Here is a 14,102-nt window from a genome sequence, read left to right as displayed (position 1 = left end):
TTTGGGAAGGTGTTTTGGAACGTTTTTGGAGCGTATACAAGTATTCTTGGACTTGCTCTACATCCAATTCGGTTGGGATTTTACCAAAGTGCAATGCTATTGATGCAACATGTTGGGCATAATTCCTGTAGGTACTGTCGCTCCTGCCTAAAATGGACATCGCTCGTTCAAATCGGTGAAGTAACTCTGCAAATTCAGGAACTTGAGCAACGGCTCGACTCAGAATTGTGTTGGATCCAACTAACTCATCTGCTTTTTTTTGTCATTGTAATTCATTTTTAATTAGTTTTACAAAGGACTAACATTTTCAGGTGACACGCTACCGAAGGTTTAGTTCAACAACTCTTCAAAAAATGTTGCTTAATTTTTATTACATTTAATCATGAGTAAATTTAAAATTATAAGAACAGCTTTTTTACTTTGTTTAGTATCCTTAAGTTTTGGATCTTGCATCTCCAGATTATCCAGACCAGAGATTACAGGTACCATTGCAGATTACGATAAAAAACCAATAAAAGATTGTAAGGTTTGCGAAACAGTTACGGATAATGATGGTCATTTTACCTTGCCTGAAAGACGCTACAATGCTTTTCTTTTATCAGAAATGATGGTTATGGAAGCACCGCCTTTATTTGTTTTTGAGCCTATTGAAAAAGAAGGTTTCGAAAACGATGTGATCTCTATGAGCCATCCTTTTGGTGGTGGAAAACCAAAAGGAGCAAAATCACCTATCGATACCATTTTCCTCAAGAAAAAGAACCAACAATTTGATATACAATCGATGCTGAATGATAGCAATTGGAAATTAGCCTATACTAAAAATGCCGACACCATTTATATGGTTAAAGATGGCTTTGACAACTGGTGCAAAACAGACCGGTGTGATGGTTTTTTGATGGATTACAAGGTTTTAACCGATAATTATTTTTATTCTAGCGCGATGAATCTTCCGGAAGGGATGATTAAAAGGTTTACAGATATAAAATTTAGTAAAACGAATTCGGCAATTAGGGTACAGCAGATTAGGCAATATAATTCTACTTTTGATGGACCAAATATACCGCCAGATACGCTTAAGACTTCTGGTTTTTGGAAGTTGAAAAGAGATAGCTTTATCACGTTTAATATCGATAAAATGAAACCCATTTCTGGGGACTTTAAAATTTCCGACATAGATTTATATCAATTAAAACTGATTAAAACCAAATGAAAAATTTGATAAAAAAGTGCTTTTTAAGTTTAATAATTAGTTTCAGTTTGCTTTCTTGTCAGCAAGTAAAAGAGCAAAAGCAAACCAAATTATCAGAACTTGAAAAAGGTAAGGTAGATGAAGATGCCATTGCAAAAAACCTTGCAGGACAGAATAAAACCGTAAAAATAGTTACAGATACTATCACTTTTGTGGAGTATGATGATAATGGCGATTATCCGCTTTTATTTGCAAAAAAAGGAGGGAAGCGGTTCACCTATATTTATAATACGGATAAAGATGTTGATTTTTTGAGGGATGACCAATTGTTGATAAAATGGAAGTTAGACAGTACTTGGATTGCCGGCGAAGGCGAAAAATTAGAAATGAGACCATGGATTACCGAGGCCAAAAAAATTAAAGACGGGAGCGTTGCCAATTATAGAAAGCAACATAAAAAGCCTCTAAAATACTGGACTGCCGAAAAAGACGGCTATAGCGATACTTTTAAAGATTATTTATACACTTTGGTGGAATATTATTTGGCCAATACCAAAAATGAATTGGTAAAACTCAATCTAAAGGCAAATTCCGATTTGATTTATTCTATAGAAGATGGGGAAAAAGACGGCCGTTCCTATACGATTTTAGGGCTTTCCGAAGATCATAAAGACCATTCTAATATCATTGTTTGGTTGTATTTAGACGATGAAAGTAGAACGTTTTATGAGTATGATTTGGTCAATGATAAACTGGTGGAGTTTAAGTAAAAAACATAAATGTTTGTCCACCTTAAAATAATGAAAATGATGAAATTAAAAATATCTTTATTGTTGACCATGTTAGGATTACAAAGTTGTAAAGGTCAGGAGCAAAAAGTTGTATCGGAAGAATTCAATCAATACTCGGTTTTAAATACCAATTTTAAGTCGGATAATTTCGAAATTGTGTTGCTATCGGAAGTGCTCAATTACATGCCTCCACATCCTATACGCTTGTTTTATAGCGTAAACAAACACGTTATTTTAGAGGAAAGTAGAGATGATAATCAGCAGGAAGAGGGCTTGCATTACTTTAAGTTAGATGAAAATGCAAACGTGATAGACAGCCTTTACGCGCCGTACTCTGGGGTAGAAAATCTGATATTCATCGGCGATTACAACATTCATAAACGCCATCATGAAGATTCTACTTATGATACCTGGCCATTAAACGGAGATAAGACCCAGAAAAAAATGGCTGTTTTAAACGAGGATTTAAGTTGGCCCGATGAAAAAACGGCTAAAAAAGAAGAAGAAATCGTAAGCAAAGCAACTTATTATTTTTACGATGCATCGTATAATACCAACACAAACAACCAACGATGGACTTTGCAAAAACTCTTTTATTTCATGGATGGGAATTGGCAGATATTGTACAGGCCATTTCCAAAGATCATCCGTATTGATGAAGACCTTGATTATAGACGTTATCGGGATAATTTTTTTTACAGTGGTGCTGATGGACAACCTGATGCTGTAGAAAATTATAAATTAAAACACTATCAAAAAGAAGAAAAGCTTACTTATCTCCACTCCATTGGTGGTGGTTCGCAGAGTTCTTCTGTAGATGGTTGGGTAGGCACTGGTTATTTCGATATTCCGTTACTCAACGATACCCTAAAAGTGAAAAAGTCAAATCTGATTGTGGAGGAGGCGACTCCTGCTATTCCTAAAACGCGTTACTATTTAAGCAACGGTAAAAAAGTGTCCGTTTCTCCATTTCATATTAATGTGTATACCAATCCGGTTTTAAATTTTGCCATTTATTCTACCAGTAAGTATAAGGTTTATGCTATCAGGAAAAAGCAGAAATAAACCGTTAACCGATGAATGTAAAATTAAAAATCGGACTAGTTTTCTTAGCGTTAAGCATTTTGCTTTTAGGAATAAAAGTTGATGACGAATTTGATGATTCTACTCTATTTGTGAAATACAAACCCAGTTTTCAAATGTATTTTAAATCGCCATTAGGCATGCAAGATCTGCCAGCAAACTATCCTAAAGAATTAAGGGCGGAGGAAAATACTTATAACCAATTTGTTAGAGATAAGCATTGGAGCGATCAACCTTTTTTTGATGTCAGCATTTCTGCGATCTTAATTTTAGGCACATTTTATTTTATGTTTATGGGAATAAAAAATCAAATTCACTTTACTAAATTTTACCAAAATTAATTTATGAAAAACATCGAAATCAAGAAGTGTACTGCGATAGCAGGGATTATTATTTTACTGGTCAGCATTTTTGTCACTTATCCAATAGATTGGAAGCTACTGGATTTACGACATTACACAATATTTCAACAATAAATCTTAATGTAAAATGGATAATCTGACTTACCTTTTTATAGCGGGAATCTTTTTTGTGGTTTGGTCTGCCCTGTTTATAAAGTATGGTCGAAGTTGGCAAATGCCGGCGTTTTTTATTCCAGTTTCTATTATGTGTCTTCTTTTGGATGATTATAATTTGTGGTACTGGATATTGTTTCTTCCAATGATATCGTTACTTGTAGTTGACCTAAATATCATTTTAACAAAGCCTATATTTAATGGATGGGTTGCGTATTTAAATTATTTTTTAATAGTACCCTTTGTGGTAATCTTCTTCTTTAATTTGAACTATTTTACAAAAAATGAGTCATTTTTTTCTTCGATCTTTAGCGTCATCTTTACTTTGATTGCGGTTATTTTCATAGCTAAATTTTGGGTCTCAGATGTGATATTGCTCTTTATAAATCGATTGTATTTAATCGATAAAAAATGTTTAGAAACAGCAATTACGCATCGGTATATTATCGGAAGCGGAAGGTCAAAAACGTATCACGCCGTAGTTACTGATCTGGGAGATATAGAAATTTCAGGTTTTTTTTACTTGTATATTGGGGAAAGAAATATCACTGCAAAAGATAAGTTACAGCTTGTGATAAAAAAAGGTTGGCTTGGTATCGAATTTATTACCGGCTTTCCTAAGATTATATCAAGAGGATCGTCACAATTTGGAGCATTTTAATCAACGTAAAAACATATACATTTGCGTAAGACAAAAAACATTTTATTCCAGAGAATGGTTCAAAAAATAAAATTACATGAATAAATACAAGTTAACTTTTATTTTGCTCGGCACATTGTTTATTTTCGGTTGCAACCCTTTTCCAAGGGACGATGCTCATCCCGAGACCCCTTTTCTAGAAGATTTATTGAAAGATAAATCTAAATTTAAAAAGATTGTAGGAATGGAAAATCTTAGTGAAATTATTTTTCTTAAAGATGGTCGAATTCTTTTGAAGCCTGACAATAGTAATCTGCCGTTCAAAATAATCAACGCTGAAAAAAACGTGTTTTTAGCAGAGAAATACGATTGGAACCTACCTTTTTACATTGATAAACAGGGAGAATTATATTTTAATCTCAAAAAATACTTTTATCCCGATTATAAAAAACAGGAAGGATTTAAAAACATAGTTTTTCAGGATAGTTTGAGTAAAAAATCAGAGGAGGTTAAAAACTTGAATGATTCTATTGGACTTAAAATATGGCAGGATTATGAGGTCAAATTAATGAAGCCTTATGGTTTAGCGCCATGCGGAAATACAATCGTTAGCACTGACCAGTGTGATTTTTTTGAGGTGAGAAACAACACTTTAGTTGTACGACAGGATGAGCGTTTTAAAATCGATTTCTTAAAACCGAAAAAGGATATTCCTAAATTTGACGACGACGTTTTAATTGCGTGGAATAATGGAAAACTGCCAAACCCTGTTTATTTAGCCTATTATCAAATCAATACTATAAAATTTAAATGTGATGATATGACTTATCCACAAACAGTTTTTATTGATGGGAAAACATATCTTTACTCATCTAGTTTAGGTCTTTACCAACTATTATAACCTATGAAAAAATTACTACTTCTTTTTATTTTGATCATCTTCAAAACCCATTCCTTTGCGCAAAGCGATAATCCAACGATACCATCAACTGCTGCAACCCTAAAATCATTTATCCCAAACGGTTGGAAGATGATTTTAGAAACAACGGGCGATTTAAACAAAGATGGCTTGGCGGATCAAGTAATGGTCATCGAAAATACAAACCCGAAAAATGTAATTGCTAATGAAGGATTAGGGATGAATAAGTTAAATACCAATCCTCGTATATTATTGGTGCTTTTTAAAACCACTGCTAATTCGTACCAATTGGTTGTTAAAAATTCTGGATTTATTCCCTCAGAAAATGATGCAGAGTCAACCTGTTTGGCAGATCCGCTGATGCAGGAAGGCGGTATAACTATCGAAAAAGGGTTGCTTAAAATATATTACCAATATTGGTTGAGCTGCGGTTCTTGGTATGTGACCAATAAAGAGTACACGTTTAGATTTCAAAATCAAAAATTCGAATTGATCGGTTATGATGATAGTAGTTTGCATCGCTCCAGCGGCGAAATGTCGAGTACCCGTATTAACTTCTCTACGCACAAAATGAGTGAAACAACCGGCGGTAACGAATTTAACGAAGAAGAGAATAAACCTAAAACGGTAAAGAGAACTATTGAATCATCTAAATTACTTTTTTTAACTACGTTAAATGAAGATAGTATAGATGATTACTTGAAAAAAATTATACATTAAAAAACATCAAAATTTTGAAATTATACCTAAAAACTGCGATTGTCATTTCTACATTATTATTGTCATTTCAGTGCATTCACGCTCAGGATTTGGCAGTAATCTATGACAAAGATGGCTATACAAACGTCCGTAAATCAGCATCGGCAAAAGCACCAATTATTGGTACAATTAAAGAAGGTCAAGTATTCTGTATTAGTCCTTTTAGTGATGAATTAAAAATAAGGATTGGTTTGCAGTATGGTTCCCAATAAGGCCGAAGACTGATATCAAAGATTTCATAAAATCAGATGACACAAAAAAAGGAGGTTTTGTAAACCGGAGTAGAATTACTTTTTTAGTTGATTTAAAGGAGGTTGCAGCAGAGCAAGTATCTGAAGAAAAATTCATTTTCAAAAATCAAGAATTTGAGCTCTCCATAGAGACAAAAGTTGATCAAAGCAAACAAGAAACATTGGAGAATTCAGCAAGGAAAATAGATCCAGAGCAATGGGGAAGATACGGTGTAATTCCGATAAACGAGATCAAATCCGTGAGCGTTAAAACCAAAGCTGGCGTCTATTACTTCCCTAAAAATGCTTTTTCTAAGTTATATGAAATCAACCTAGACCAAACAGAAGTTTACATCGGCAAACAGAAAGAGATTTATCTGGCAGTTAGTGGTGCAGATGGTTCGGATAGTTATGATGCCATTTGGTGTTTAAAAAATGGTAAACTCTTTTCTATGACGGTGATGCAAACTATACCCTAATTTTAAGGTTTTCAACCTGAAAATAGCCATTCGAAATGAAAGGTGTGACTTAAATGTATTGTAAAGCTAGAAAAGTTTGTGTTTTTATAAATGCCTGTTTTGAAGGTTTTTCCTTATAATTTCATTTCATAATCGCCTTTCTCCACTATTTTAATTAGAGCCGACATGATATTTCCTTTCTCATAATAAGAAAGTTCACTGTCCAATAAATCAGTCGCTACGTAATTGATGTCGTCGTAATCGTCATTAAAATTATTGGTCAATATTCTGATTGCATCTTGAAAATCTGAGCAATTGGAATAGCTATATTCATCTGCTGTTCCGTAAATGCTTTTTAGTTTATCCAAATAATGGTCCCTAATTACTTCAGGATATTTTTTAGCAATAAGAGCCAATAAATCTGTTTTTTCTGCCAAAAAATTAGCTAATGCATTTGCCAACTGTTGTTCTGTTAATTCTGCGGTGTCGGTTTTCAAAATACCTTGTTGCTTGTAGTAGGTCAAGAAATCTGCAGTTGGATTAATGCCATGTGCTATAAACCAATAAATGGTTTTGCTGTATCGCTCTTTGGGTACTTTCAGGTTTTCTAGGGAAGCAACTGATTTTATATCGTCAATCAGTCTTTGCCAAACGGCTCGACTATCGTTGTTTTTGACTAAACCAATAATTTGATATTGTTTGCCAATTTTTTTTAAGAAAAGGATTTCATAATAACTTTTATTCATTTCAAATGGATAACCTATTGCCGGAGCGCAATTACTTAAATTAACTAAATAATCTTCATCCTGTATAGCCACCCTAATTTCTGCTTTTTTACAATCGAAACCTGTCTTATTTTTTATGATGTTATCAACAGCGGTAATTTTATAGAAATAATTGCTCGTATAATCATTGATGATTTTGCTGGAGTCAATTATATTCTTTTGTTCGCAAAACAAAATGACATCGCTTTTTAAAGTTATTTTTCTCACATCAAAGCTTTGTGCGTGAGTGATGACCACAGTAAAAAGTAGGAGCGTAGATAGATATATTTTTTTCATGGATTTGTTTTTATTGATGATGCGTTAGTGCCGAAAATTCCATAGTTAGATAAAAAATAGCGCTACTAAACTTGCCATAACTACTAAAGATATCAGCCAATAAGCCAACTTTTTGTTTTTATCAAAATGTTTGTAAATCAATTCTACAATTATCCCCAATAGCCAAAACCCAGCGATAAAACCACTGAAAATCACAAAGCCAAGCATGGGTCCCATGGTGTGGCGATGTTCATCGCCAACACAATGTTTGTGTGGATCGTAGTTAAAAACAATCAAAAAATATAAAGCAAGTAATGGTACTATTAAAAATGCCAGCCGAATTAAAATTTGTAAGTATAGCGGTTTTGTCTTCATTGATTAATATTATTTTACATTTTAGATGGGAGACGGTAAAGTTAGGTGTTCATTTGAAACAAAATATTCTTTGAAATCATTTTCATTGCGATTTTCTATTATTTAACTAATACCAATTTCCCAATCTTATGAAATCTGTAGATCAAAGATATCTAGCTTTTGACAATTTTACTTTCATCTTGCTATTTGTTTTTTTAGTTCATCATTCATTTTTCAGTCCCTTCCGCTATCAAAATTTATTCTTAAAATAAATGCCATAGCAGTAAAGAGAATAATCAAGGCAATTACAATCATTGCTATTTTCTTACCAATGGAGTATTTTGTGTTAAATACAAAATAAATATCATTAGAATAACGATGATAATTCCTGCAATTATTTCCATTGTTCGATGTGATTTCTATTTATTTTGAAACGTATCAATAGTTTCTCTCCTTGGATCCATACCTCTTTCAAAACCTGTAATGAATACGACTGCAACTGCGGCAAAAACTATAATTAGAGCAATTACTAAAATCAATATCTTCTTGCCAATTGAGTATTTCGTGTTGAATACAAAAAAAGAAATCACTAAAATGATGATAATGATTAATGCCGATAGTCCCATTCTGCTATTATTTGTACGTTATTGTAAATGATTACTTTTCCTCATATACTTAAAGACTTCAGAATTACCAATCCTCATTTTTCTAATCTCTAGACATATCAAAATTTAACATGCATTAGACGATAAAAAAAATTATGAAAACTAATATAATTGTCGAGATCATCCAGGTTTATTCTCATGTATAATAAGCAGATTTCATCACAACATAAGTTATTAAATCAACGGATAGGAGGAAAATTGTGGGTACCCACATTGTTAATTAGAGTCTTCTTTACTTGTTATTATAATTTTAAACTTAAATTCTCCGACATTAAATAGTTAAAGTTGATGATTTTATTCATTTCGTCAGCATTTGGATAATTCTTGGTTTGGCGTCGATTAACATCAGCAAAAATGAAGATGTGAGAATTGCCCGATTTGAAATATTTTAAACTAAAAAACGATTGTACTACTGCTTGGTCGCTGTACTCATCGTATCTGATTGTATATCCTACAATATTGTTTTTTTCTTTTTTGACAATAAACATTTCAGGATTTTTGGAAGAATAATCTTCTATGTGAAAAGGAGTAGGATCGGTAGAAACCCAGACACTTACCTGTTTCAATCCATAGTCAATGTTTGGATGTACGATGTCATATATTTTAGAATTTTTTTGAAATGTGCCAACCAAAATTTTCCCGAGTTGCTCATTGTTTACACTTCCAGTTTCTTTTAATTCAATTTCTTCAGGAATAAGTAATGCTATCTCATGATCAGCTTTATCATTACTTATTACTGCCGTTTTCAACGGGAGTTTTTTTACCGCATTTAAATTTATAGGCGATTGCTTTGCTAATTCTGCTTTTAAAGCATTCATCTTTTTTGCAACCTCCTGCTCATGCGCAACATTTTTTGCGATATTCCTTTCAAAGTCCTCTTGTGAAATTTGTTTAAATTCTATGATGCTGTATTTTGGATCTGTTGAAGTATTATCCATGAATTTTATTAGAAACTTGTCGCCATCAAATTCATGATTTTCCATTTTAAAATATTCCTCCTTTTCTAAATGAAGCTGACTGAGGCTTTTAAAATTCTTGAGAATGATTTCAAATTTTTCTGGTAGTTCAAAAAACAGACTATCGTTTCGCTTTCTAAAGTTGAAATTTTTCTGGAAAATTTGATCCAAATAAAAATCTTTCATACCCTTAATTGGTTTTTCATCTGGGCTGTAAACACTTGCAATTTGCCAATAGGTTTCCTTTTTTTGTCCGCAAGATTGTAGAGACAGGGAAACCATTATAATGAGGATGATGTTTTTCATAATATTTTTTGGACCGTTATTAAAGAAGTTTGAGGATTACTTGATTTATTTAACATAGTTTTTCACAAAGTAACTGTCATTACCATCTTCCTTTTGTTTTTGATTCACAAAATCCTTGTAAGTATATTTTTGATTTTGATACTCTGGTTTATTTTTCTCGTACAAGTAATCACTATAATACCCAAAACCACCAGCGATGTAATACTTATAAAGCACCTCATTTTTGTTATTGACCACATGCAAATCTGCAGAGATTGTTTTTTTTCCATTATAAACTGGCGTATGATTAATCTCTAGAAAATAAGTGTTTTGATTAGATTCCCATATTCTGAAACTAAAATCTTTTTTGTCATCATAATGGTAATCAGCTTCGCCAAACTTTTCTATTAAAGCCTTTTCTAACTTCAGCGATTCATCTTTCGTTGCCAAGCTCAATTCGTACGACTCAATTTTCCCCGTCTTTTTACTCACTTGAAAGGTCACCTTATTGGTTCCGAAAAATGAATCTTCGTCAACCATGCTTCCTGAAAGTTTCTCATCTCCAAAATAGAGCGCATTTTCATCCTTAACCCTTATCGAATTTAAATCAGCAAAATCTGAAGCTTCTTTAAATTTAAACTTTTCAGTAATCTCCTCTTTAGCCATTGGAAGCGTAAGTTCAGCCAAATCAAAATCGTGCTCTTGGCAGGATACTAATGGCAAAATAAGCAACATTAACCACATTTTAGATTTTACTTTCATGAGTGTTTTATTTATATTAATTGTTTTTTAGTAAAGTCATTTTAGACGTTACGTCATCGCCATAGTACTGAATCGTCATGCTACTATCGGTTTAGCTGATAAACTTTACATCTCGGATTGACCAAATCTCTATCCTAGTGCTGTCGGTTAGCGCGATATGCTGATTGGCTTATGCAATTCGTTTCTCTATTAATCCTTTATTCTCCACAATCACCATCAATGGTCTTCCAATTACACCCAACTATTTGAAGTCGGTACGCTGGCGTAATTTGTTTTTTAAAATGTAAGCCACCTCCAGTTGTGGATAATGCAATTGCGAAAAATGGAATCGCCATTGGTAAAATGCTTAAAATTATACCTGCTATTAATATTCCAAAATATATTTTAGTGGCTAATTTTTTCCAGTATTTAATTATGATATAAAAAGTGCCAAAAAACCATAGCCAAAACATAATTCTATCGCTCCAATATCCAGCTATGCTCAGTTTATAAAGCGCATCGCCAATCACATTTGCAAGGAGTAAAAGTAAACTAATGATGTAGACTATAATTACCTGTTTATTGCTCATTCGCCAAGGTTAAAACTAATAGGCATGCGCATTCTGTACTTAACATATTTTCCATCAAGTTTAGCTGGACTCCATTTAGGCATTGTCCAAATCACCCGCACCACTTCTTCATCTAAACCATAACCTAAACCTTTATCAATTTTAACTTCTGTGATGCTTCCATCTTGCGCAATGTCAAAAGTGACGATAATCGTACCTTCAATATTATTTTCAAGTGCTTCCGACGGATATTCTACGCGTTCGCCAACAAACTTCCGAGCATTATTTATTCCGCCAGGATATTCTGGTAAAATATCAACTTGATTAGGTTCGCCAGTATTTTCTACTGCATATTTTACAGTACCAGAACTTGGTGGGGGTGGCGTCATAGCAACTGGTACGCCGTATTTTTTAAATGATAAAAGTCCTTTATTATTTTGTGTATACTTTCTGTAGGCGTCATCGGTAAAACCTTCTCTTTTAAAAATGATAGATTTAGGAAAAATCTCATAGATTGTGTTCAAATGAACTTCACCGCTACTTTTTTCTGTAATTTTTTTAATTTCTTTAGCAATTAATTTAGTGTTTCCTACTCGATATAACAAGTAAAATGAAGTATCTGCTACACCTAAATTTGGTTTGCCATCTTGGGAATATAAATTGTAGCCCACAGTACCAACTTTAAATGATTCTACTAATTTTTTCGTTTGGGCAAAATTACTCATCGTACTTAAAATAAGTAGAAACGTTAGAATTCTGCATTTTATATTTTTCATTTTTTCTTAGGTTCTGAGAGACTAAGGTAAAATTCTACTCCAATAATAAATTGACGGCTTCATAAACGTTGGGTTTTTCTTTTTATCCGTTGCTTACAAGTAATTATTCGCTTATGAACTTTAAAATATTTTTAAAATTTTTGGGCGTTACCCTAAAAAGGGTCGGGCTTTGCAGGGCTTCGCTTTGCTACGGTACCAATAAAAATTGGCACTAAACCCTTACAATCCCTAACGCAAGCCTCAGTGAGTTAAATGCAGAGTTATTGCTTTTCTGTGCATTTATGCTTCCACCTTCACTAACATTGGCGGACTTAGTTAAACGACCAAAATTAGCAACTTGTAGGTTCTCAACGATATCTTATGCATCGGCTAATCCAAGATGCAAAAGATCTTTCACGTATTTAACAGCTTCTACTTTTTTATTCTGACTTACAAGTGCTAAAATTTCTGTTAAATTTAATTGGGTTGCATTGTTTGCTAAAATGTCTGCTAATGGATAGCTAATTTGTGGGTTAGTATAATTTTATTTTGCTATGTTATCAACACTATTTTTTGCTTCGGCCAAGCTAATATTTGCTTTTTCGTGAACCGATTTAACGGCTTCAACTTTACAATTTTCCTTAATGATGGCTTTAATTTTAATAAAATATAAAATTTGATTGTTGATGCTTATTTGTTCGTTATCTATATTATTATTATTATTATTATTTTAAGCTGTATATTTTAATCTTTCTTCTTTAAATAAAAAATAATTTTTCTTTATACTCATACTTTTATAATTTTTCTCTAAAAGGAATCTTAGCGTAACCTAAATGTATAAACTATAATTCCCGTGTTGCCGAAACTTATAGCGTAAAATTGGATATTACTAATTTAGCTAGGAGTTTAAGTTAAGAGAAAAAAACTTAATTTTAACTTATGACAAATGAGAGAAAAATTTATGATGCAGCATTTAAAATAAAAGCTGTAGAACTAAGCAATGAACGTTCCAACATAACCGAATTAGCCAGAGAATTAGGTATCCGAGTTAGCATGCTTTATAAATGGCGCGCGGATTACGATAAGTTTGGTGTTGGTAGTTTTCATGCTAATGGAATTATAAATAGAAAACTGAACAAAAATTAATTAGCGAATTGGAGGCGAGATTAAAAGAAGCTGAATTAGAACGAGATATATTAAAAGAAGCAGTCGGCATTTTTTATTCACGTGCTTACGTTTATTTTTTTGTATTCATGAATCTTCGATTTCCAATAGCGGTCGATGATATTTGGTATTATTAAAAGTCATGCAAAAATCTGAATATCGAGAATCTTTGCTTTCACCAAATCAAGATAACTATTTATTGAACGGGCACTTTCAGTAGTGCCTTTCATTTTTGATAGTTGAATTGACCATTTAGATTTATCTATAAATTTTTAGTGCTATACTCTAACCTTTTTCCATTAACCGTTAAACGCACATAAATTGGAAGTAAGCCCGACGTATTGACTTTTGTACTTTTTGCATAGAAATGCAGTGTGATTTTTGCTATCATGGTGGTGACCTTTTAATTACTATTCAATGTCGAACTTTAATCAATAACAAACAAGATGTACATTTTTTAAACAGCTTTCTGCTCATTTGGTTACGAGTTTCTTTTGATTGTTTACGATGTTTTATCGAGACCCTGATTTCCGTGTTTTTTTAGGGTCTCGATTTAGCATCGTCTTAATTAAGATTGAATGCATTATATGGTACTTCCGCAAAAGAAAAAACCCTTTAAATCATAAGATTTAAAGGGTTTTGCTACCATTTAGGATTTTTTGTGCGGAAAAAGAGGGTTTGCAACTATCCTTGTTAAGGCTTGTAAACACTACTTTCTACATTTATAAATCTTATAGGGTCTCGATTTTGCATCGATACAAAATAATTTCAATTCTTATATTGTAAATATAGTAAATCTTTAAAGTTTATATTGCTTTTGAGAGTTAAAATTTGAACATGTTAGATTACTTTACACTTTAATTTTTGAAATTCATCCTAACCAAATTATGTTTTCCTTTAATATTTACATTATTAAATTAAGGAAGTTAATTTAAAATATCATCTAAATTAGATTTGACTTAACGATAAGCCATTTTACTTAATAATTG

19 protein-coding genes are annotated in these 14,102 nt (G+C 32.5%); 10 read left to right on the top strand and 9 right to left on the bottom strand.

Going from position 1 to position 14,102, the window contains the following annotated elements; all coding sequences use genetic code 11:
- A partial coding sequence (locus H602_RS19650) for a phage integrase N-terminal SAM-like domain-containing protein (protein WP_281170777.1) occupies positions 1 to 223 on the bottom strand: 223 nt, incomplete at its 3' end.
- Between the two features lie 159 nt (positions 224 to 382).
- Here H602_RS19650 and H602_RS20215 point away from each other — a divergent pair.
- The 9 genes from H602_RS20215 to H602_RS0109350 all read left to right on the top strand — a co-directional run bounded on the left by H602_RS20215 (position 383) and on the right by H602_RS0109350 (position 6,605).
- Positions 383 to 1,210 carry a hypothetical protein gene (locus H602_RS20215; protein ID WP_035759342.1) on the top strand — a complete coding sequence of 276 codons (828 nt, stop codon included), beginning with the start codon at positions 383 to 385 and terminating at the stop codon, positions 1,208 to 1,210.
- Positions 1,207 to 1,959 (top strand): hypothetical protein, encoded by a 753-nt coding sequence (locus tag H602_RS0109385; protein ID WP_051224355.1) that lies wholly within the window; start codon positions 1,207 to 1,209, stop codon positions 1,957 to 1,959. Before H602_RS20215 ends, H602_RS0109385 begins: the two co-directional genes overlap by 4 nt.
- A gap of 36 nt (positions 1,960 to 1,995) precedes the next feature.
- Positions 1,996 to 3,045, top strand: coding sequence for a hypothetical protein (locus H602_RS0109380; RefSeq protein WP_157505014.1), 1,050 nt, complete (start codon positions 1,996 to 1,998; stop codon positions 3,043 to 3,045).
- A gap of 11 nt (positions 3,046 to 3,056) precedes the next feature.
- Positions 3,057 to 3,404, top strand: a complete 348-nt coding sequence (locus H602_RS0109375; protein ID WP_026977768.1) for a hypothetical protein — start codon at positions 3,057 to 3,059, stop codon at positions 3,402 to 3,404.
- A gap of 148 nt (positions 3,405 to 3,552) precedes the next feature.
- Positions 3,553 to 4,239, top strand: coding sequence for a hypothetical protein (locus H602_RS0109370; protein ID WP_026977767.1), 687 nt, complete (start codon positions 3,553 to 3,555; stop codon positions 4,237 to 4,239).
- A 187-nt stretch (positions 4,240 to 4,426) separates the two neighbouring features.
- On the top strand, positions 4,427 to 5,119 hold the full coding sequence (locus H602_RS0109365) for a hypothetical protein (RefSeq protein ID WP_157505012.1): 693 nt from the start codon (positions 4,427 to 4,429) through the stop codon (positions 5,117 to 5,119).
- Between the two features lie 3 nt (positions 5,120 to 5,122).
- The gene (locus tag H602_RS0109360; protein WP_026977765.1) at positions 5,123 to 5,857 is read left to right on the top strand and encodes a hypothetical protein; all 735 of its coding nucleotides are present in this window, start codon (positions 5,123 to 5,125) and stop codon (positions 5,855 to 5,857) included.
- Between the two features lie 14 nt (positions 5,858 to 5,871).
- Positions 5,872 to 6,108: a hypothetical protein gene (locus H602_RS18600; protein ID WP_035759339.1), complete on the top strand. Its 237-nt coding sequence runs from the start codon at positions 5,872 to 5,874 to the stop codon at positions 6,106 to 6,108.
- A 200-nt stretch (positions 6,109 to 6,308) separates the two neighbouring features.
- Complete coding sequence (locus H602_RS0109350; protein WP_026977764.1) at positions 6,309 to 6,605, top strand: hypothetical protein; 297 nt, start codon at positions 6,309 to 6,311, stop codon at positions 6,603 to 6,605.
- A gap of 113 nt (positions 6,606 to 6,718) precedes the next feature.
- On the opposite strand, the gene H602_RS0109345 is transcribed toward H602_RS0109350, so the two are convergent.
- The 7 genes from H602_RS0109345 to H602_RS19365 all read right to left on the bottom strand — a co-directional run bounded on the left by H602_RS0109345 (position 6,719) and on the right by H602_RS19365 (position 11,970).
- Positions 6,719 to 7,645: a hypothetical protein gene (locus tag H602_RS0109345; protein WP_026977763.1), complete on the bottom strand. Its 927-nt coding sequence runs from the start codon at positions 7,643 to 7,645 to the stop codon at positions 6,719 to 6,721.
- 45 nt (positions 7,646 to 7,690) lie between these two features.
- On the bottom strand, positions 7,691 to 7,999 hold the full coding sequence (locus H602_RS18595) for a hypothetical protein (protein WP_035759335.1): 309 nt from the start codon (positions 7,997 to 7,999) through the stop codon (positions 7,691 to 7,693).
- Positions 8,000 to 8,397: 398 nt separating this feature from the next.
- Positions 8,398 to 8,604, bottom strand: a complete 207-nt coding sequence (locus tag H602_RS0109335; protein WP_026977762.1) for a hypothetical protein — start codon at positions 8,602 to 8,604, stop codon at positions 8,398 to 8,400.
- Positions 8,605 to 8,885: 281 nt separating this feature from the next.
- On the bottom strand, positions 8,886 to 9,905 hold the full coding sequence (locus tag H602_RS0109330) for a hypothetical protein (protein WP_035759332.1): 1,020 nt from the start codon (positions 9,903 to 9,905) through the stop codon (positions 8,886 to 8,888).
- 45 nt (positions 9,906 to 9,950) lie between these two features.
- Entirely contained in the window at positions 9,951 to 10,646 is a 696-nt protein-coding gene (locus H602_RS0109325) for a hypothetical protein (RefSeq protein WP_026977760.1), read from the bottom strand.
- Positions 10,647 to 10,843: 197 nt separating this feature from the next.
- A complete protein-coding gene (locus H602_RS18590) occupies positions 10,844 to 11,215 on the bottom strand; it encodes a hypothetical protein (protein WP_026977759.1) in 372 nt (123 codons plus the stop codon).
- Positions 11,212 to 11,970 carry an energy transducer TonB gene (locus H602_RS19365; protein WP_084404233.1) on the bottom strand — a complete coding sequence of 253 codons (759 nt, stop codon included), beginning with the start codon at positions 11,968 to 11,970 and terminating at the stop codon, positions 11,212 to 11,214. Before H602_RS19365 ends, H602_RS18590 begins: the two co-directional genes overlap by 4 nt.
- 918 nt (positions 11,971 to 12,888) lie before the next feature.
- Between H602_RS19365 and H602_RS18580 the strand changes: the two genes are divergently transcribed.
- The gene (locus H602_RS18580) at positions 12,889 to 13,095 is read left to right on the top strand and encodes a transposase (RefSeq protein WP_084404232.1); all 207 of its coding nucleotides are present in this window, start codon (positions 12,889 to 12,891) and stop codon (positions 13,093 to 13,095) included.
- A gap of 280 nt (positions 13,096 to 13,375) precedes the next feature.
- Here H602_RS18580 and H602_RS20535 read toward each other — a convergent pair whose 3' ends face one another.
- Positions 13,376 to 13,504, bottom strand: coding sequence for a hypothetical protein (locus H602_RS20535; protein ID WP_425402323.1), 129 nt, complete (start codon positions 13,502 to 13,504; stop codon positions 13,376 to 13,378).
- Between the last annotated feature and the right edge of the window lie 598 nt (positions 13,505 to 14,102).

This window comes from Flavobacterium tegetincola DSM 22377 (genome assembly GCF_000425485.1).
GTDB classification, from domain to species: domain Bacteria; phylum Bacteroidota; class Bacteroidia; order Flavobacteriales; family Flavobacteriaceae; genus Flavobacterium; species Flavobacterium tegetincola.
The sequence above is the reverse complement of the archived record's forward strand: the minus strand, read 5'-3'. Positions and strand labels throughout refer to the sequence as shown.